This is a genomic window from Idiomarina sp. 28-8 (genome assembly GCF_000320945.2).
GTDB lineage: Bacteria > Pseudomonadota > Gammaproteobacteria > Enterobacterales > Alteromonadaceae > Idiomarina > Idiomarina loihiensis.
This window is the reverse complement of sequence record NZ_DF266792.1, coordinates 311,995-331,945: the sequence shown is the minus strand read 5'-3', so window position 1 is coordinate 331,945 and position 19,951 is coordinate 311,995. Positions and strand designations below refer to the sequence as shown.

Annotated in this window: 15 protein-coding genes; 4 read left to right on the top strand and 11 right to left on the bottom strand. The window is 48.4% G+C overall.

What is annotated here, in order from left to right:
• Positions 1 to 2 precede the first annotated feature (2 nt).
• The 3 genes from parE to RJ32_RS11755 form a co-directional block, all read right to left on the bottom strand.
• Complete coding sequence (gene parE, locus RJ32_RS11765) at positions 3 to 1,895, bottom strand: DNA topoisomerase IV subunit B (RefSeq protein WP_034822501.1); 1,893 nt, start codon at positions 1,893 to 1,895, stop codon at positions 3 to 5.
• A gap of 66 nt (positions 1,896 to 1,961) precedes the next feature.
• A complete protein-coding gene (locus RJ32_RS11760; RefSeq protein ID WP_034822500.1) occupies positions 1,962 to 2,423 on the bottom strand; it encodes a DUF1249 domain-containing protein in 462 nt (153 codons plus the stop codon).
• A 9-nt stretch (positions 2,424 to 2,432) separates the two neighbouring features.
• On the bottom strand, positions 2,433 to 3,050 hold the full coding sequence (locus RJ32_RS11755) for an NUDIX domain-containing protein (protein ID WP_034822499.1): 618 nt from the start codon (positions 3,048 to 3,050) through the stop codon (positions 2,433 to 2,435).
• A gap of 184 nt (positions 3,051 to 3,234) precedes the next feature.
• Between RJ32_RS11755 and tolC the strand changes: the two genes are divergently transcribed.
• The gene (gene tolC / locus RJ32_RS11750) at positions 3,235 to 4,620 is read left to right on the top strand and encodes an outer membrane channel protein TolC (protein WP_034822498.1); all 1,386 of its coding nucleotides are present in this window, start codon (positions 3,235 to 3,237) and stop codon (positions 4,618 to 4,620) included.
• Between the two features lie 100 nt (positions 4,621 to 4,720).
• Entirely contained in the window at positions 4,721 to 5,662 is a 942-nt protein-coding gene (gene lpxL / locus RJ32_RS11745) for an LpxL/LpxP family Kdo(2)-lipid IV(A) lauroyl/palmitoleoyl acyltransferase (protein ID WP_034822497.1), read from the top strand.
• Here the strand turns inward: lpxL and glnE are convergent.
• Positions 5,638 to 8,487 carry a bifunctional [glutamate--ammonia ligase]-adenylyl-L-tyrosine phosphorylase/[glutamate--ammonia-ligase] adenylyltransferase gene (gene glnE / locus RJ32_RS11740; protein WP_034822495.1) on the bottom strand — a complete coding sequence of 950 codons (2,850 nt, stop codon included), beginning with the start codon at positions 8,485 to 8,487 and terminating at the stop codon, positions 5,638 to 5,640. The genes lpxL and glnE overlap by 25 nt on opposite strands.
• A gap of 7 nt (positions 8,488 to 8,494) precedes the next feature.
• Entirely contained in the window at positions 8,495 to 9,994 is a 1,500-nt protein-coding gene (locus RJ32_RS11735) for an inorganic triphosphatase (RefSeq protein WP_034822494.1), read from the bottom strand.
• A gap of 225 nt (positions 9,995 to 10,219) precedes the next feature.
• Between RJ32_RS11735 and putA the strand changes: the two genes are divergently transcribed.
• A complete protein-coding gene (gene putA, locus RJ32_RS11730) occupies positions 10,220 to 13,387 on the top strand; it encodes a bifunctional proline dehydrogenase/L-glutamate gamma-semialdehyde dehydrogenase PutA (protein ID WP_011235189.1) in 3,168 nt (1,055 codons plus the stop codon).
• A 49-nt stretch (positions 13,388 to 13,436) separates the two neighbouring features.
• On the opposite strand, the gene RJ32_RS11725 is transcribed toward putA, so the two are convergent.
• The 4 genes from RJ32_RS11725 to RJ32_RS11710 form a co-directional block, all read right to left on the bottom strand.
• Positions 13,437 to 13,886: a hypothetical protein gene (locus RJ32_RS11725; protein WP_034822492.1), complete on the bottom strand. Its 450-nt coding sequence runs from the start codon at positions 13,884 to 13,886 to the stop codon at positions 13,437 to 13,439.
• Complete coding sequence (locus RJ32_RS11720; RefSeq protein ID WP_034822491.1) at positions 13,876 to 15,660, bottom strand: acyl-CoA dehydrogenase C-terminal domain-containing protein; 1,785 nt, start codon at positions 15,658 to 15,660, stop codon at positions 13,876 to 13,878. The genes RJ32_RS11725 and RJ32_RS11720 overlap by 11 nt, the downstream gene beginning before the upstream one ends.
• A gap of 108 nt (positions 15,661 to 15,768) precedes the next feature.
• Positions 15,769 to 16,479, bottom strand: a complete 711-nt coding sequence (locus RJ32_RS11715; RefSeq protein WP_034822489.1) for a general secretion pathway protein GspB — start codon at positions 16,477 to 16,479, stop codon at positions 15,769 to 15,771.
• 25 nt (positions 16,480 to 16,504) lie between these two features.
• Positions 16,505 to 17,923 (bottom strand): ExeA family protein, encoded by a 1,419-nt coding sequence (locus RJ32_RS11710; RefSeq protein ID WP_034822487.1) that lies wholly within the window; start codon positions 17,921 to 17,923, stop codon positions 16,505 to 16,507.
• Between the two features lie 109 nt (positions 17,924 to 18,032).
• Here RJ32_RS11710 and RJ32_RS11705 point away from each other — a divergent pair, with 109 nt between their 5' ends.
• A complete protein-coding gene (locus tag RJ32_RS11705) occupies positions 18,033 to 19,145 on the top strand; it encodes a CCA-adding enzyme (protein ID WP_011235194.1) in 1,113 nt (370 codons plus the stop codon).
• On the opposite strand, the gene folK is transcribed toward RJ32_RS11705, so the two are convergent.
• Positions 19,142 to 19,651: a 2-amino-4-hydroxy-6-hydroxymethyldihydropteridine diphosphokinase gene (folK, locus tag RJ32_RS11700; protein WP_011235195.1), complete on the bottom strand. Its 510-nt coding sequence runs from the start codon at positions 19,649 to 19,651 to the stop codon at positions 19,142 to 19,144. The two genes, RJ32_RS11705 and folK, sit on opposite strands and share 4 nt — an antisense overlap.
• A gap of 11 nt (positions 19,652 to 19,662) precedes the next feature.
• Positions 19,663 to 19,932, bottom strand: coding sequence for a dihydroneopterin aldolase (locus RJ32_RS11695; RefSeq protein WP_370543304.1), 270 nt, complete (start codon positions 19,930 to 19,932; stop codon positions 19,663 to 19,665).
• Between the last annotated feature and the right edge of the window lie 19 nt (positions 19,933 to 19,951).

Below are 19,951 nucleotides of genomic sequence, written 5' to 3'. Positions count from 1 at the left end.
GCTTACAGTTCAGCCAAATCGGCCATATTACCTTTGCTTTCCAGCCAGGTACGGCGATCACCAGCGCGTTTTTTCGCTAACAGCATATCCATTAATTCTTCCATTACTTCGCCGTCATCAATGGTCAACTGGACTAACCGGCGGGTATTAGGATCCATGGTTGTTTCTCGCAGTGTCAGCGGATTCATCTCACCCAGACCTTTGAAACGCTGCACATTCACTTTGCCTTTGCGTTTCTCTGCTTCAATCCGGTCCAGGATGCCCTGCTTTTCTGCTTCATCTAGTGCGTAAAACACTTCTTTCCCCACATCGACACGGTACAGCGGAGGCATCGCCACAAAAATATGACCATGTTCAACCAAAGGTCTGAAATGTTTTACAAACAATGCGCACAACAAGGTGGCAATGTGCAGACCATCGGAATCGGCGTCAGCAAGAATACAAATTTTTCCATACCGCAGTTTGTCTAAATCAACACTATTTGGGTCGACTCCGACAGCTACCGAAATGTCATGAATTTCCTGCGAAGCCAGAATTTGTTCGGGATCAACTTCCCAGGTATTAAGAATTTTTCCCCGCAGAGGCATAACGGCCTGAAACTCACGATCGCGGGCTTGCTTAGCAGAGCCTCCGGCGGAGTCCCCTTCCACTAAAAACAATTCACTGCGACCAGGTTCCTGACTTGAGCAGTCAGTAAGCTTGCCTGGCAATGCCGGCCCCTGAGTCACTTTTTTACGAACAACTTTTTTACTGGCTTTTAAACGTCGCTGCGCGTTACTAATACACACATCGGCTAAAAGCTCAGCTTGATCGGTATGCTCGTTCAGCCAGAGGCTAAAAGCGTCTTTTACCACGCCGGAAACAAAACTGGCTGACTGACGGGATGACAGGCGTTCTTTTGTCTGTCCGGCAAATTGCGGATCCTGCATTTTTGTCGACAGAATATAACTGCAACGTTCCCAGACGTCTTCCGGTGTTAATTTGACACCTCTGGGTAACAAGTTACGAAACTCACAGAACTCGCGCATAGCTTCCAGCAAGCCCTGACGTAGTCCATTAACGTGTGTACCGCCGAGCGTAGTAGGAATGAGGTTAACGTAGCTTTCTGAGACCCCTTCGCCACCTTCTGGTAACCAGGTGACAGCCCAGTCAACGCCTTCAGTCTGAGAGCTAAAACTTCCGTCAAACGGCATTTCCGGTAAGGTCGGTACATCTTTTACCGCTTCCACAAGGTAGTCTGTCAGGCCGTCCTGATAAAACCAGGTATCTTCTGTGTCATCTATTTTATTGCGGAAGGTTATTTTAAGCCCGGGACACAGTACCGCTTTCGCACGTAGAATATGCTTGAGCTTGGTCACCGAGAATTTTGCCGAATCGAAATATTGAGGATCTGGCCAAAAATGAACCCGGGTACCAGTGTTTCTCTTGCCTACGGTGCCGGTAACTTCCAGTTCACTGACCTTATCACCGTTTTCATAGGCCATTTCATAAATCTGGCCATCACGCTTAATAGTCAGCTCAACGCGCTTAGAGAGCGCATTAACGACCGAAATACCGACACCATGCAAGCCACCGGAGAATTGATAGTTTTTATTTGAAAATTTACCGCCGGCGTGCAATTTGCTCATAATCAGTTCAACGCCCGGAACACCCTCTTCCGGGTGAATATCGACAGGCATCCCCCGTCCATCATCTGTCGTCTCAAGCGACTGATCGGGATGCAGAACAACGATTAATGATTTAGCGTGCCCCGCCAGAGCTTCATCGACACTGTTATCTATAACTTCCTGACCCAAGTGATTAGGTCGAGAGGTGTCAGTATACATACCGGGGCGGCGCTGAACCGGTTCCAGTCCGTTCAGCACCTCAATGGAGTCGGATTTATAGTCTGTCATGAGTCCCTGTTTTTATTATTGGCTCGATCCGCGAAAAGTGTGCCTCAATTTACCGCTAACTGGCGTCTATTTGAAGTAGTAAGGCATAAATTTCTGAACGGCTTCACTGAGTTTTGGTTGAATATGACCTTGCTCACGACACAATGTTAACCAGTCAGCCAAAAACTGATTAACCTGATGCTTTTCGTCACGGTGTCGCATTTCGCGGTTAGGTTGTTGATAACGTGCCGCTAATCGGGTAACCCCCTGACTGGATATGATCTCAGCCATACGCACATCATGGTATAATCTTACCGTCATTTTTGCCTGTAAGTAATCCGCCCAGTTTGGCTTCAATTGTTCAATTTCTATATCTGAGGTGTAGCGCGATTCGCTAACATTACGTAAATTGAAGGCTAAGTTTTCGCCCGCGTAGAGCGCTACCTCAGCTTCAGATTCAAGCTGAGACAGCAGCGGTAACAAGCCTGCATAATTTCGTTCAGTTAGCCGGTGCAGTTCCGCAACGTCGACAACATAGCGCTGTTGCATAATAAAACCTCAGTTTTGCTCCTGGTCAGAGAACATCTTATCACGATGTAATAGCAACCATTGTAACCCAATAACACTAGCAGCGTTGTTGATTTCTTCACGTTCGAGCATGCTAATAACTTCTGTTCTGGGTAAGACATGAACCCGGATATCTTCGTCTTCTTCAACTAACCCGCCAAAACTGGCAGCTGATTGACTATCGACTTCGGCAATATAAATGGTCAGTTTTTCGTCTGTGCCACCGGGACTAGAATAATAGCTGGTCGCGTAAATTAGGCGTTTAGCTTTTAACCCTGCCTCTTCTTCTAACTCGCGCGTGGCGACTTCCTCTGCGCTCTCGTCAGCGTCAAACATACCGGCTACAAACTCAAACAACCAGGGGCCATTTTTATCATCAAGCGCACCCACCCTGAATTGCTCCAGAACGACCAGCTCGTCGCGGACTGGGTCATAAGGAATAACCACGACAGCGTGCCCGCGCTCCATTAGCTCCCGGCTTATTTCCGGACTCCAGTCACCGGAGAACAACCGATGTTGTAAAGAATAGCGATAAACCGATAAAAAACCTTGATAAAGGGGTACCTTTTCCTTTACTTTCACATCATCTCGGTGAAAACGAATCGTCATACTTACTGTCCTTTCTTAGGGGTAATTAAAGACAAACATTCTGTTACACTTGAGCGAATTCTGAAACCATGTTTTTCTTAAACTATCTGCGCAAATCATTTACACTGGTAATCATTCAACACTGTATGTAAACTATGCGCAATCATTGAACAATTGCATGTCAAGTAACAGGAATCTGACTACCATGAAAAAGCATATTTTGTCGGCAGCTGTCGGTCTGGCATTGACCACAGCCTCTTTTACGTCAAATGCTGAAGATTTGGCTCAAATTTACCGTTTAGCCGTAGATAACGACCCGACCTTATTACGTGCTGCAGCAGAACGCAATGCCGCACAAAAAGGTATTGATATTGCCAAGTCAGGATTCCTGCCGCAAATTTCAGGTGAGGCAGGTTACACTGACTCGACCAGCGAATCACCTCAGGTTTTTGAATCCGGCATTCAGGTTTTTGATACTGACAGCAATGGCTGGAGTGCAGGTGTAAGTCTTAATCAAAGCCTTTTTGACTGGAGCGTCTGGAAAAATGCAGATATTGCAGAAAAACAAGCATACCAGGCAGAAGTTGCCTACAGTAACGCTCAGCAAGATTTAATGATCCGTGTTGTTAATGCTTATTTTCAGGCTTTGCAGGCGCGCGACGATTTATCTTTCGCTGAAGCTGAGAAAAAAGCCATTGAACGCCAACTTGAACAAACGAAACAGCGTTTTTCGGTAGGTTTAACAGCTATTACTGATGTCCACGAAGCACAAGCTCAGTATGATAGTGCTGTCGCTAGTGAAATTCAGGCCAAGAATGCAGTCAAAATTGCTTTGGAAGACATTCGTGAAATTACTGGTCGCTACCCACAAGATCTCGCGGCCCTAAACACTGAAACATTTTCTCCGAGCGATCCATCTCCTGACAACATCGAAACATGGGTTAAAAAAGCTGAAAATGCTAACTTGAGTTTACTGGAGAGTCAGGTACAGGTAGAAATTGCAGAGCAACAAATAAAACTGCAGCAAAGTGGACACTACCCTACAGTATCTTTAGAGGCACGCTATTCCACAAGTGATAACGAGCGCACAATTACCGGCGATAATGGACAAGAGCAGACAACGAATTTGCCCCGACTCGACAGCCGCTCGATTGGTCTGAATGTCAGTGTTCCTATTTTCTCCGGGTTCCGCACGTCATCTGAAATTGCGCAAGCGCGGGATAACTACGTTGTTAGCAGTCAACAAATGGTGCAGACCCGCCGTAATGTGGAGCGTCAAGTTCGTAACTCTTTTTATGAAGTCTCTGCGTCAATTGCCAGTATTAAAGCATTTCAACAGTCAGTTGTTTCTGCCGAAAGTGCTTTAAAAGCCACAGAAGCAGGGTTTGAAGTAGGTACTCGTACTATTGTTGACGTGCTGGACAGTACTCGTAACCTTTACAATGCAAAACGTAACTTGTCAGAAGCGCGCTATGGCTACATCCGTCAAGTGCTGACTCTGGAAAAAGCCGCTGGACAGCTGCAGGAACAAGACCTAATGGCGATTAACAGCAGTCTTTCTGAAAACGTACAAGGCACTGCCGCAGACTAGTTGCGCAGACCGTGGCACCGCCTGACTATTGGCGGTGCCTCATTTTAGAATTTTTATGTTACTATCCGCGGCAAATAGCGAATAATAAGCGACATCAGCTGTGATCGAACCTCCCAAATTTAAATTCTACTTTTTACATCCTAAGTTTTGGCTTACCTGGCTCGGTGTTTTCATCCTGTATAGCGTGTCATGGCTGCCTTATCGGCTACAGCTTGCCATGGGGCGCGGGTTGGGCTTGTTGTTTAAAAAACTCATGCCGCGCAGGGTGAATATAGCCCGTACCAACTTAAAGCTTTGCTTCCCGGAATACAGCAATGAGAAGATCGAGGCATTGCTAACCGAAAATATGAAAAATACCGGAATCGCATACTTTGAAGTTGGCATGGCCTGGTGGTGGCCGAACTGGCGAATTAAACGTAAGCTACACGTCCATGGTGAAGAGCACTTACGTAAGGCACAGGAGGATGGCAGCGGCGTACTGTTATTGCTCTTTCACTTCCTGAGCTTAGAAGTTCATGCCCGCTTACATGGCTTTGTCGAGCCAGCTGTAGGTCTTTACCGCCCACATAATAATGCGGTCATGGAGTTCTTACAAACCCGCGGCAGAGGGCGTTCAAACAAATATATGATCCAGCGTCGCGATGTTAAAGCGATGATGAGATCACTGACCGAAGGTGATATCGCCGGCTATCTTCCGGATCAGGATTATGGCCGTCGTCGCGTCGAGTTTGTTAAGTTCTTTGAAGTACCAGATGCTTCAACAACCTTGGGTACTATGCTTTTTGCCCGCAACCCGAACTGCAAAGTCATGGTTAGCCGTTGCGTCAGACGTGACGACGGAAGCGGTTACGATCTCTTTTACGAACCGCCGCTTGAAAATTTCCCCACGGGAGACAAGAAAGCGGATGCAGAACGCGTTAATGGTTTGGTGGAAGACGCCATTCTAAAAGCTCCGGCCCAGTACCTCTGGGTTCACCGCAGGTTTAAAACCCGCCCCGACCCTGACATGCCAAGCTACTACAAGTCATCTTCCAATAAATGATTCCAGCAATTGAGCACAGCCTGACGTTCGCTGTCCAGGTTGTGCTCCTCCAATAACTGCTCCCCCTGCAACGCCAGCGAATGACTCTCACAGCGGAAAATCTGAAAGGCGTTAATTAAATTCTGAGCGTCCACCTCTGTAAGTAGGTGTAACTGTTGCGCTTCAGTCAGAAGCCTGACGTTATCACTGTATTTGCATAGCTCCGGATATTGATGTGCGTAACGCAGAACCAGGTACTGAGTAATAAATTCAATATCAGCGATACCACCCGGGTCTTGTTTTAAGTCGAACTTCCGACTGTTTCTTTGGGTCAGATGCTCACGCATTTTTTCTCGCATACTAACGATATTCTGACGCAGTTCGTGTTCATCTCGTTGTTGAGAAAGAACACTCCGGCGTATATCCATAACCGTATCCCTTAAAGCCGGAACGCCGAATACAGGCCGCGCACGCACCAGTGCCTGCAACTCCCAGGTCCAGGCGTCGTCGCGCAAATAACGGGCAAAAGAGCCCACCTGCGTCACCAGTAAACCAGCCTGCCCTGACGGGCGCAAGCGTAAATCCACGTCATACAAAATGCCTGCAACGGTACGGGTAGTAAATAAATGCAGAATTCGTTGCGCCAGTCTTAAGTAAAACTGCTGAACTTCAATCGGTCGTGGACCGTCTGTCTGCCCCTGATAATTAGCATCCGTTACAAAAACGAGATCAAGATCGGAACCATAACCCAGCTCCTGCCCGCCTAGTTTCCCATATCCCAATACTGCGAACCCGGTATTATCGATACTGGTTCCCGCGGGCTTCCCATGTTTTTGAGTCAGATGTTGCCAGGCCAGACCGACCACTTGAGAAATAGTGGCTTCTGCCAGCGCACTCAAATGATCACTAACGTTCATCAGTTCCAAAACGCCACTGATATCCGCTGCAGCAATTTTCAGTTGCAGCGCCTGCTTAGCCTGACGCAACGCATCCATCTGTGTTTCCAGATCTTGTTCAGGAATGCGCAGCAGGTATTCGCGTAGCACTGCCGCGTAGTCCTTTGACTCAGGTAGGCTGTATAGCTGCTGCGGGTCAATCAGTTCATCCAGAAGTATGGGGTGCAAAGCCAACTGTTCAGAGATCCATGGGCTCGCCATACACAATTTGCAAAGCTGCTCGCGGGCGCCGGGGTTTTCCGCCAGCAGTTCAATGTACGCCGTTCGACTCATAACCGCCTTGATAATAGAAAGCAGCCTTTCCAGTAGCCGCTCCGGGTGCTGATGCTGAATGGCATGCCGGAGCATTATGGGCATTAACCTAGCTAACGCTGAACGCCCTCTTGGGCCCGAACTACGACGGCGGCTCTCCTGGCGAAAGTTTTTAATCAGAGTCCATAATGCCTGAGGTTCATCAACGCCCTCGCTCTCTATGATTTCTATCGCAGCATCATCATCCAGCATGTCCTGCCACAAAACCTGCAAGCCTTGTTCATCCTCGTCATCTTCAGACTCCGCGCCAACCACTTGCTGGAACTCAGCATGAATGCGCTCCATGCACTTGTCTATTTTTCTCTGCAAGGTTTCCCACTCAGGTTCATTCAGCATTGTGCACAACCGTGCGCGGCCAGTTTCATCGCTGGGTAATTGCTGAGTTTGCTGGTCATCAATTTGTTGCAGGCGGTGCTCAATAACCCGCAAATACTCGTAATCTTTTAATAGCTGACTGGCATGCTCCGAGCTTATCAAATCCAGTTCCACCAGGCCGTTCATGGCGATATAAACTGAACGTGTCTGCAGTGATTTTTCCTGCCCCCCGCGGATAAGCTGATGCGCCTGAACAATAAACTCAACTTCACGAATCCCGCCGGCACCCAGCTTGATGTTATTTTTAACTCCCTGTCGGCGGGTTTCCTGGGTAATCAAAAGCTTCATTTTACGCAGCGCTTCAATGGCGCCAAAATCAATATAGCGGCGGTAAACGAAAGGTCGTATCAACTGCTGAAACGCTTGCTCATACTGTTCATCTGCCCCTATCATACGGGCTTTAACCATGGCGTAACGTTCCCAGTCACGCCCCTGCTCCTGATAGTAATGTTCCAGCGCATTCAAACTGGTTACCAGCGGACCCGACTGACCGAAAGGTCTTAACCGCATATCGACCCGAAACACTTGCCCGTCTGCAGTCGTCTCGTCAAGTAACCCAATAAGTGACTGCGCCAGCCGCTTGTAAAAAACCCCGTGCTCCAGATTACGTCCGGGCCCCTGGGTTTCGCCTTGTTCAGGAAAAGCAAAAATAAGGTCAATGTCGGACGAGAAATTCAGCTCTTTTCCGCCCAGCTTGCCCATTCCAATGACCAGCATTGGCATTAGCTGATCATTAGCATCTAGCGGTTTACCGTGACGTTGGACAAAACGTTCAAACAACCACTGCAGACTCTTATTGATTGCTGCATCAGCAAAGGTACTGTAGTGGTGCAAAGATTCTTTTAACGACACTTGCTGCAGGATGTCGGCTGCGGCCAGCTTCGCCATCCAACAGTGCCGTAGCCTGCGGAGGCATTTTTTTGCGTCATCGTCATGCGTTATTTGATTTAACGACTCTGCTATACGGTCACCGTAGCTGTCAGCATCAACCAAACAAATACTCGTTCCACCGTCGTCAAAAAAGTCGGTTAAAAGATGCTCTGGGTAACTTTCCGCAACCCTGCCAATGAACGGGCTGACAGCGAATAATGCCCGTAATATTTGCTCCTGTTCAGCTGTGAGTGTAATACTCTCTGCAACCTCTTTAAAACGTTCCCAGGTTGTTTCAGTCTCGCTCATCAGTTTGTTGTCGGGAGTCTGCATAACCACCTTAATTTAACCAGTATGGTTCACGTTTCAGCGCAGCTTTACGCGAATATTCAAGAGCTTTTAGCAGGGACTCTCGCTGGACTTTTTGCCAGTCCATTAGTTTTTCATCCACTTCGTCGTCGCGGTCCCGAATACGCTCATGTAGAATATGCAATGCGGTAATTTCACGAATACCCCGGGCTAAATCCTGCCACGGCAGCCGGAAGCTTTCTCTCAAGTCAGCATCAAACAAATGTCCGAAGCAAGTTCCCATCAAAAGGCTGTTTTGCAAGGGTGTAAGCAACTTAAGATACCCTTCTTCACTGAGCTTTTCATGCTCAGAAAATGCCGTTTGCACCAGTTGCCAGTCGCTTTTCAAAAGTTGACTACTCCAGGGTAAAACCGGCTGCTCCAGCTCCTCTGTCATTTCTTCTTTCAAGAGAAACTCTGACAATCCCAGTACGGTTTTTTGGTATGCCGCAGAATGCACCAGTTCAGCAACTTCATTCAGGCGAATAACATCCTCCTGACTGTTGACTAAAGATTCATACAATTTGCTGTAACGCTTAAGCGCGCGATGATAAGCACCATCTTCAGCGGTTAACTCATCCAGCCCTTCAAATCGCTTAAGCCACTGCAGCTTTGCGGTTATTTGCGAGATGCCGGTCAGCAATCGTCGTTCACCAACCCCGTTCTCAATAAGTTGTTCCAACACAACTCGCACCATTTGCATGCCGTCCGCCATGCCCTGTACCGCCCGGACACTGGGTTGGAAGTCCAGGCACGCTTCGTTGTGCTGCCAATGGCGCAAGCCCGATTCCAGCGACCGATAAAGCGCCTGGCCAACATTTTGCTCAGAGTGTATTGGTACGTAATGCATTTGAGTAAAAGGCTCCAGCAAGCTTTTTCCGGCCAGCAGATAGCCTCTTGCCGCTTTACTTAACGAGCCTACTCGCGCACCGGCTTTTTTCACTAACTCCTGTGCCAGTCGATAGGCCTCGGCCAAAGAACCGCCCTGTAACTCCAGTTCAATCTCCGCTATTGGCTCTCGCTGCTCGCCCGACTCTATATATCCCTCATCAAGAACCATTTCGATAACACCTTCGCCGCTAGGAAGCCGCCAACGGGTTCGGATGAAATCGGTAACGAACAAGGTGTCCAAGTCACGCTGAATATCATAAACCGGAAAGTCCTCCGGCCATATTTCGTTATCAAACAAGGTTAAGTCGGGTTTGTCGCTATCAATGTCAATATTATACTCTGGCCTTTGGTGCATGCCGCCCATAACTCGACCAGCCAATTTCACTGTCTGCTCTTTATGATCTTTATCGCTACGTATCCGTAATCCAATATCGAACTGACGTAAACGTAAATCGGACGTGTCAAAATAAGCATTTTTGAGTTCAAACTGCTCTTTGCGGGGTTTTGCCTGATGAGAATCCGCCAACGACTGGCAGACTTCGAGCGCTTTTTCTCGCTGTTCTGGAGCAATCAGTAACTTGAGCTCAACTTCTTGTGACATAAATCGATTCCGATGCGTTTAATAAGTTAGATTAAAGGTACTGGCTTGGCGGCTAACGGTCAACAAACACGGGCATTTAGTTCACTTGACACCAAGGGTGAAAAGTTGCAACGTGAGATCCGACCATGAAGGGTCTTTACCCGCGCAAAAATAAGCTTATACTTGCGCCGATTCCCAACTTTGGGGAAGCACGCCGAGCTTCGGCCTGGCTACACAGGAGATGCTATGTTCAAAGCGAGTGAGGTGCTATCCAAACAGCATCAGGCTGAGGACTTAAAGTCCTTACAGCAGGCAATTACTGACAATTATATTGTTGATGAAGACGAATATATGCGTGAGCTGTTGCCGCTGGTTCCTGCCGATGATGATACGGTTAGCGCAGTAACCGAGCGCGCAGCTAAGTTAGTTGAGCAAGTGAGGGAACAGGCAGATAACGGCGTCGTCGACGCATTTCTGCAAGAGTACAGCCTAGATACCAAAGAAGGTATTATTTTAATGTGCCTTGCCGAGGCACTATTGCGAATTCCTGATGCTTATACAGCCGACGCGTTAATTCAAGATAAACTCTCCGGCGGAGACTGGCAGAAACATATGGGCCAGAGCGCGTCCTGGTTAGTTAACTCAGGTACCTGGGGGCTGGCACTGACAAACAGTGTGACAAACCCTACAGGCAAAGCCATGGAAACACCTCGTGGTGCTTTCCGTCGTCTTGTTCGCAAACTCGGTAAACCCATTATTCGCAAGGCAACCTATACCGCCATGCAAATTATGGGTAAGCAGTTCGTATTGGGACGTACCATTGAGGAAGCCTTGAAAGAAAGCCGTGATAACCGTGACAAGGGTTACACTCACGCTTACGATATGCTTGGCGAAGCCGCATTAACTATGAAGGATGCGGATTACTACAAGCAGCAGTACGTCAACTCAATCAAGACGATCACCAAAGAAGAGTTCAATAACCCGGATGCACCACGGCCAACAATTTCAATTAAATTGTCAGCCTTGCACCCTCGTTATGAAGCATCAAATCACGAACGTGTACTAACTGAACTGGCCACCACTTTGACTGAACTGGTCAAGCTGGCCAAAGAAGCCGATGTTGGTGTGACCATTGATGCCGAAGAAGCCGATCGCCACGAGCTTTCAATGGAGCTGTTTGAGAAAGTCTACCGCAGCGGCGTCTGTAAAGGCTGGCCACGTTTTGGTTTGGTTGTACAGGCCTACTCGAAGCGTGCACTACCAACCTTGTGCTGGATAACCGCACTGGCAAAAGAGTGTGGCGATGAAATTCCTGTTCGTTTGGTAAAAGGGGCTTATTGGGATAACGAAATTAAGTGGACTCAGGAAAACGGTTTACTTGGTTATCCGGTATTTACTCGTAAGTCACACAGCGACATTTCATACCTGGCCTGTGCCCGTTACTTACTAAGTGACGACACTGACGGTGCCATTTATCCGCAATTCGCGACTCACAACGCGCAAACCTTTATGGCCATTCAACAAATGAATGAGACCCACCAGCGTAGAATTGAGTATCAGCGTTTGCACGGCATGGGTGATAGCTTATACGACACCATAATGGAGCAAAATCCAGGTATGGTGGTACGTATCTACGCACCAGTAGGCCCTCACAAAGATTTGTTGCCGTATTTAGTCCGCCGGCTTCTAGAGAACGGTGCTAACTCGTCGTTTGTCCACAAACTGCTAGATGCAGACACACCGGTCAATGACTTAGTCGAGCACCCGATGAAAACCGCGTCCGGCTACGAGAAGTACGCAAACAGCAAAATTCCACTTCCCTCAGAAATGTATGGGGATCGCACAAATTCATTAGGATTGAATATGAATATTCACTCACAAGCAGATGATTTTATTGCAGCGGTTCAACAGTACCGTGACAAACAATGGCAAGGCGGCCCCATCGTCGATGGGAAAACCATAGAAACCGATCACCACGTCAGTATTACCAGCCCTCAGGAAACCTCGAAGCAGGTTGGTAGTATCTACTGGGGTGATAAAAAACTCTCTGAACAGGCACTGAAAAGTGCGAACGCTGCCTACAAATCCTGGCGTAAGGTTCCTACCGACGAGCGAGCGGAATGTTTAGAGAAATTTGCCGACTTAATGGAAGCTAACCGCAACGAGCTTATCGCTCTGTGTTCTGTAGAAGCAGGAAAAGGCTTACAGGACGGGATCGACGAAGTTCGCGAGGCCGTTGATTTCTGTCGCTATTACGCCAATCAGGCGCGTGAACTCATGGGTGGCCCTATTCAGTTACCGGGTCCGACAGGCGAAGACAATGAGCTATTTGTTGAAGGCCGTGGAACTTTCATTTGTATTAGCCCATGGAACTTCCCTCTTGCCATTTTCGTCGGCCAGGTTGCAGCCGCTTTGGTTACCGGTAACTCAGTTATTGCTAAACCGGCAGAGCAAACTGGGCTTATCGCATACCGCGCAGTGCAGCTGGCTTTGGAAGCAGGCATTCCGGGTAACGTATTGCACTTTATGCCTGGCAGTGGTGCCGAGGTCGGTAGCTATTTAACCAGCCAGGAAGACATTGGTGGCGTTTGCTTTACCGGTTCAACTTATACCGCTCAGGCCATTAACCGGGCACTAGCGGCACGTACTGGTCCAATTGTGCCATTGGTTGCTGAAACCGGTGGACAGAACGCCATGATGGTTGACTCTACCGCTCTGCCGGAACAGGTTGTCACCGATATCGTTGCCAGTGCCTTCCAGAGTGCGGGACAGCGTTGTTCAGCCCTGCGAGTTCTATTCGTTCAGGATGATGTTGCTGATCGTGTTCTCGACTTACTACGTGGCGCTATGGAAGAGCTGCAAGTTGGTGACCCACTGCTGCATGAAACCGACGTTGGTCCGGTTATAGACGGCATTGCAAAAACCAACCTGGAACAGCACATATCTGATATCCAGCAGGCCGGTCGACTGATTGCTCGCGCGCCACTGCCAGATTACGCTATGGGTGGTACCTTTGTTGCGCCTACAGCGATCGAAATCGACAGTATCAGCCAGCTGGTGAAAGAAAACTTCGGGCCAATTCTGCACGTTATTCGCTTTAAAACCAGTGAAATTGACGAGGTTATCGAGAGTATTAATAACACAGGCTTTGGTTTAACTTTTGGTATTCACAGCCGTAACGAAACCTTTGCTCACGACGTGGCAAGCCGCATTGATGTAGGTAACGTGTACATTAACCGTAACCAGATAGGTGCGATTGTTGGCGTACAACCATTTGGTGGTCGCGGTATGTCAGGTACCGGACCGAAAGCCGGTGGTCCACACTACTTGACCCGCTTTATTACCGAAAAAACGCGTAGTGATAATATTACTGCCGTTGGTGGTAACGCCACCTTGTTGTCTCTGGACGATTAGAGACCAGCAAGAGACAAAAAAGCCAGCGAGAAATCGCTGGCTTTTTACTTTATTCTTCGTTTATTTCTTCGCAACTTTTTAGCTCTATCTGGTAATTTTCCAGTTGCGGTTTGAGGCTGTCATTTAAAACGACAATAATTTCCTGCCTGCGCCCTTTTTCATCCACAAAACTCAAACCGGCTAAATCTTTTTCATACTGCTGCAGTACCGGCGGGTGTTCCAACTGATAAGTTCTGGGGGGTAAAATGAGGCGTTTTTCCGTTAACTCAAGGTTCTGATAAAAAGCAGCAGGCTGTAATGGTCTAAACTTCACCACAATTACCATAACAATAGCCATGGTCAGCAGCGCGCCTGTAACGATAATCCACAAGGGAACCGCGTCACCAATATAAATTGCCATCCATATCGCTAAAAAGAAGCCGCCCCAGGCCTGAGGGCGGCGACTATCACGATAAAACGTCAGTGCATTGCTTTCTTTTTTTTCGTTTTTAGAATTCATCGTCACTATGTAAGTAAAGGCTTTCACTACCATCTTTTATCGCAGCTGCCAGGCTATGAATGCGAGGCAAAATGCGGGCAAAATAGAAACGTGCCGTTTTTGCTTTAGTTGCAAGGTATGGCTTGTCGCTTAATAGTGGCTCGGCGGCTATTGCCATTTTCAACCACAGGTAAGCGTAAGAAACATAGCCTACCAGATGCAGATACTCAACCGCCACACTGTTCACTAAGTTCTCATCACCAGCTGCTTTTTGCAGTACTTCCTCACTGACACCATTGAGGATATTTAGCGCCTGCTGCAATTGCTCACGCTGCTTTATCCATTCGCTGCCAGTAACCGTTTCATCCAGAAAGCTTTGAATCTCTTCATTAAATGGCTGCAGTAGCTGACCTTGTGAACCAAAAACTTTACGGCCCAGCAAGTCCAGAGCCTGAATGCCATTAGTGCCTTCGTATATTTGAGCTATACGGGTATCGCGAACCAATTGCTCCTGGCCCCATTCCCTGACATAACCGTGCCCGCCGAAAACCTGTTGGCCATGAATGGTCGACTCCAGTCCAGTGTCGGTTAAAAATGCTTTCGCAACAGGCGTTAATAACGCCACCATGGCGTCGGCTTTTTGTCGAACCTGATCATCTGCGGCGTATTTTGAACGATCGAGCTGCTGCCCAACCCAGGTAGAAAACGCACGACCACCTTCAGTCAGAGACTTCATGGTCAGCAACATACGGCGCACATCACCATGCACTAAAATTGAGTCGGCTTCGGCCTGGTCGTTACGAGTTGCTTTTGCACCACGCCCCTGAATACGGTCTTTCGCGTACTCCAGAGCATTCTGATACGAACGTTCTGCTGCGCCCAGCCCCTGAATACCAACGCCTAATCGCTCATAGTTCATCATGGTAAACATAGCGGGTAAACCGCGATGAGGCTCACCAACCAGCCAGGCCTTAGCTCCATCAAAGTTCATCACACAGGTTGCTGACGCGTGAATCCCCATTTTGTGTTCAATAGAACCGCAGCTAACATTGTTGCGTTCGGTCAGGTTACCCTGCTCGTCGGATAAAAACTTAGGCACCACAAACAACGATATACCTTTTGTACCCGCCGGTGCGTCAGGCAATTTAGCCAACACCAGGTGGACAATATTGTCGGTTAAGTCATGCTCACCGCCGGTAATAAATATTTTGGTGCCGCTAAGTGAGAAACTACCGTCTTGCGCGGGAATAGCCTTACTGCGAATAATGCCTAAATCCGTACCGGCATGAGGTTCGGTCAGGCACATGGTACCTGCCCATTCCCCCGAAACCATACGCGGTAAATAATGGTTCTTCAGCTCATCACTGCCATGTGAGTTAATTGCCATTATAGCGCCGGAGGTTAAGCCCGGATAAAGAGAAAAGGCTATGTCGGCGCTGCAAAGCATTTCTTCGTACTGAGCAGATAAAGATTTCGGCAAACCCATGCCGCCAAAATCAGGATTTGCCGTTACACCAACCCAGCCACCTTCAGCCAACTGGCGAAAGTTCTCTTTATAGCCTTTAGGTGTTGTCACCTCGCCGTCTTTAAACTTAACACCTTCTTCGTCTGCTTCGCGGGCTATGGGCGCAACCAAGTTTTCCGCAACTTTTGCACCTTCATCAAGAATAGCGCCAGCGGTTTCAACGTCCATCATGTCGGCAAGTTCCGGAGTCTGCTGCCAGTCATCAGCAACGCGGAATACATCATGCAAAACAAAATCCATGTCGTCGCGGGGAGCTCTGTAGTCAGCCATATCATTACCTCTTGTAGAAATTACAAAGCGTTCAAACTAATAATTTAAACGCCTGTTTAAACTGTATCGCACAAGAGTATGAATCCCTTCGCAGGATGTCAATAATTTCTATGGTTGCCAGTCTTCTAAAGCGGGCTGGGAGAATGCCTGTGAGTCTTTCACCAAAACCACCTTTTGCGGTTCTATTCGCAATATTGTCAGTTGATTTAACGCGTCGCCCTCGTAAAGTCGCCGTCCGTTCAGCTCAATCCACCGCTGAGATGCACTGGAGCGATACATATGGCTATCGTAACTAAACGCCGGAACCTGTCGCTGAAACGAGCGCGAAAGTTCACTTAACGAGGGTATCACACTGGTATCGGCTCTATTATCATCGCTACTACTAGTATCATTCACTGCCGCTTCAAAACGCTGCAACAAATCTGGCGAAACAGTCGAAAGATCCAGAGCTTGCCGCTGTGACCCCGCTTGTCCCGTTGGCTCCGATTCTGACGATTGCTGTTGACCAGCACTCTGTGTTACTTCGGGTTCTTCTTCCGGAACGGGTTCGGGTTCTGCTTCCCATTCAACCGATTCAATACTGGCGGTTTCTCCCCACCGGAAGCCTTCCGCTTCAGGACGTTCAGACTGGTTTGTTTCACCAAGCCATACCGCTCCGGCAGAGCCCAGCACTGCGCCGAGAATAAGCACCAAAGGCCAAAGTAACCAACTCCAGCTACGGCCGTGTTTATCGTTAGCCATAAGCGAGGCATCAAGCACCGAGGTTTGTTTTAATAATGGCGACTGTTGCTGCTTTAATGCTTTTAATAAGGATGACATTATTTGCTCTCTTTACTCGCTTTTTTCATTCGCTTTCTTTACTCAATCTGGGCCCAAAGTCAGACGCGCGTGATGCCAGCCATGCCATTGTCGCTTCATCTAGTTTCCCGGTTACCCTTAGCCCCTGGCTTTTTTGCAGCTCTTTAAATTGCTCGTCCGATGACTTGCTTTGCCATTTAGAACCCAGGTGTTTTATCAGCTGTTCACGAACCCACTGTTGGTGTGCGTCGTCACTTTCAGCCAGCGGCTGTTGATACAAAATAAGGAAAGCCCCGTTCCAGCCATTAGTATCTATCGCCGTACCATCGGTTATTAAATCGGCGCTTTTATCTCGCCTATAAAGCAATGCCGGGTAATTAATGCTGCGCAGTTGCTGCAGGCTCTGGTTTAACTCAAGACAGACGAGATCATATTGTTCTATCCACTGACAAAAATCAGTATCTACCGGCGGTTCGGGCAAGCCCCAGACACTCGCCAACTCTTTTGCGGCCTGATACTGACTGCTGGACGTTGCGTCCAACGGTTTTTCCGTATCGTTAATCAGGGTGTAACTGCCAACCGCGCTGGCGACAAGAAGCAAAAAAGCCCCCGCCCAACGCCATAAAGCTGAGTGCGGCTGTCTATTCCGACTACCGGTAGTGCCATTCAGCTCAATATGCGCTTGCTTTATATGCCTTGGCAACACTTCGCTACTGGATTCCGTATAAGCTGCCAACAATGCCCGGTCACAATAAAGATTTAATAAGCGGGGAATACCCTGGGTTAATTGGTGTGCCTTCCTTCCTGCAGCAGCAGTAAACAAAGGCCGGTTTGCGCCAGCCACCTGCAGGCGGTAAGCAATGTAGCGTTGCGTGTCCTGCTCTGTCAGCGGCAAAATATGATAGCGGGCGGTAATACGCTGTGCCAGTTGACGAAGCTCCTGTCGGCGCAGTAAGTCCTGTAATTCCGGCTGACCAATTAAAATGACCCGAAGCAATTTACGATCATGAGTTTCTAAGTTGGTCAGTAACCTCAGCTGTTCCAGAACCTGTGGTCGCAAATGCTGAGCTTCATCAATGAGCACCACACATTGGCGGCCATCATCATTAGCTTTCAGAAAAAACTGGCTGAGCTTATCGGTCAGTGTTTTACGGGTCGCAGAGCGCTTTTGATAACGAATACCAAACTCATCGCACAGGCTGGCAAGCAGTTCATCTTCATTCAACATAGGGTTGAGGATGAACGCCGTTTCCGTTGACTCGGGCAACTGCTCCAGTAACGCTCTGGATACCGTGGTTTTACCTGTGCCCACTTCCCCGGTTAACAGAATAAAACCACCGCTGCCTTGTAGCCCCTGTGTAAGATGCGCCAAAGCCTCCTGATGCCGTTCACTCAGGTAAAGGTAATTTGGGTCCGGGGCAATGGAGAAAGGCTCTGCCTGAAGACCAAAATAGTTCTGATACATATCGGCCCGCTACTGTGCTGATAATATTATTTGTTCAACAGTGTAACGACTTGCTTGCACATCGACCAGTGATTCGACATGATCATGCCAAACAAAGTTGAGGTGAACAGTGGACGTATACTTAGTTGGTGGCGCAGTACGCGATAAACTTCTGAAATTACCAGTACACGAACGCGACTGGGTAGTGGTCGGTGCCCGTGCAGAAGACTTGCTGAAACAGGGGTTTCTGCAAGTTGGTAAAGACTTCCCGGTGTTCCTGCACCCCAGTACCCGCGAAGAATACGCACTGGCCCGGACTGAACGAAAATCCGGCAAAGGCCACACCAGCTTTGACGTTTTTGCCTCTCCCGATGTGACTCTGGAAGATGATTTAGCCCGCCGGGATTTAACCATTAACGCCATTGCGCAAAGTGAGGACGGTGAAATAGTCGATCCATACAATGGCGTGCAAGATATTAAAGCGCGCAAGTTACGCCATGTTTCTGAGGCTTTTACTGAGGATCCGCTAAGGGTATTAAGAGTGGCGCGCTTTGCCGCACGTTTTGCCCACTTAGATTTTACCGTCGCCGAAGAGACTCAGCAAATGCTGCAGGAAATGTCAGCCAGTCAGGAACTCAGTCACTTAGTCCCGGAAAGGGTCTGGCGGGAATGGGAGAAGTCACTGTTAACCCAAACGCCAACTGTCTTTTTAACTCTGCTTAGAGACATACAGGCGCTTTCTCAGGTGTTACCCGGAATAACCGCCGATGATTCACAACTGCAACGATTGCAAAGAACATCGGCTTATTCCGATTCAGTGACGCTAAGATTTGCCAGCTTATTTATAGAGCAAGAAACCCCTGAGAGCCTGAAGCAGTTCTGCAGGCAACTGGCCATACCGAATCATTATCGTGACAGCGCTTTGCTGGCAAGAAATCATGAAGATTTCATTACCACACCGGAGCTCCCAGAAAAAGCTCAATTGGCTGCACTACTGAAACAAATTGACTACTGGCGCCGACCGGAGAAGCTGGAGCAGTTGCTACAGTTACGGCAAGCTGAATATAGTGAATCTAAGCAGCAGAAAAGTATTGCTGCTCAGCATAAAAAGTTACGTTCGGGGGCAGAAAAAGCCGCAGCGCTTAATGCTGGGACTTTGCAGCAGCAGGGCTTTACCGGTAAAGCCTTGGGCGATGCTTTACGCGAACAGCGTGAGCAGATACTGGCTGAGGCATTGAATTAACCTTCCAGCCAAGAAGTGTCGCTAATAGGCTCTAATTGTTGCGGTGAGTCTTTATGAGTCTGCTGGTATTGCTCCCACAACTGCTCGTAACTCACATTTAAAAGCGGATGCAGGTGGTGCCCGGCTATTTCAGCCAGTGGCCAGAGCACAAAGGCATTTTCAAGAATTTCGCCACGGGGCAACTGCGGTTGTTGCTCCCGAATAACGTCATCATACAATAAGACATCAATGTCTAATGTTCGCGGGCTGAACTTAGCACTGCCCGGAATCCGTCCGTTTTCCTGCTCAATGCGCTTGCATTCAGCCAGAACTTCGGTAACAGAAAGGTTGGTTATTACCTCCACCACCAGATTGTAAAAATCACTTCCGGAAAACCCTACCGAGGCACTGCGAAAAATTCTTGAGCGTTGTTGCCAGGTAAAGCTCTTTGCAATGGCTTTCAACCCTGCCCGAATATGTTTTTCACGATCCGTATTAGAACCTATTCCGAGAAAAACTTGCGCCACAACTTATCCTCTTACCCAAATGGGCTGTCGAAAACACTTCGGCGAACGCTTACAGCCACCGTTTTAGCATTAGGCACAGCTCCGGGTTTAGCCACCCGCACTTCAACGTTCTGCACACCGAATTCATTCAAAATGAGGCTGGCAACGCCTTCAGCAACCGTTTCTATGAGCTGACGCGGCTTCTCTGCTACCCAGGCCGACACTCGCTCGCTCACCAGTGCATAATCTAAAGCGTCGTCAATATTGTCAGTAACTGCCGCGCGCTGGTTGTCCCAGCTCATCTGAATATCCAGCACCAAC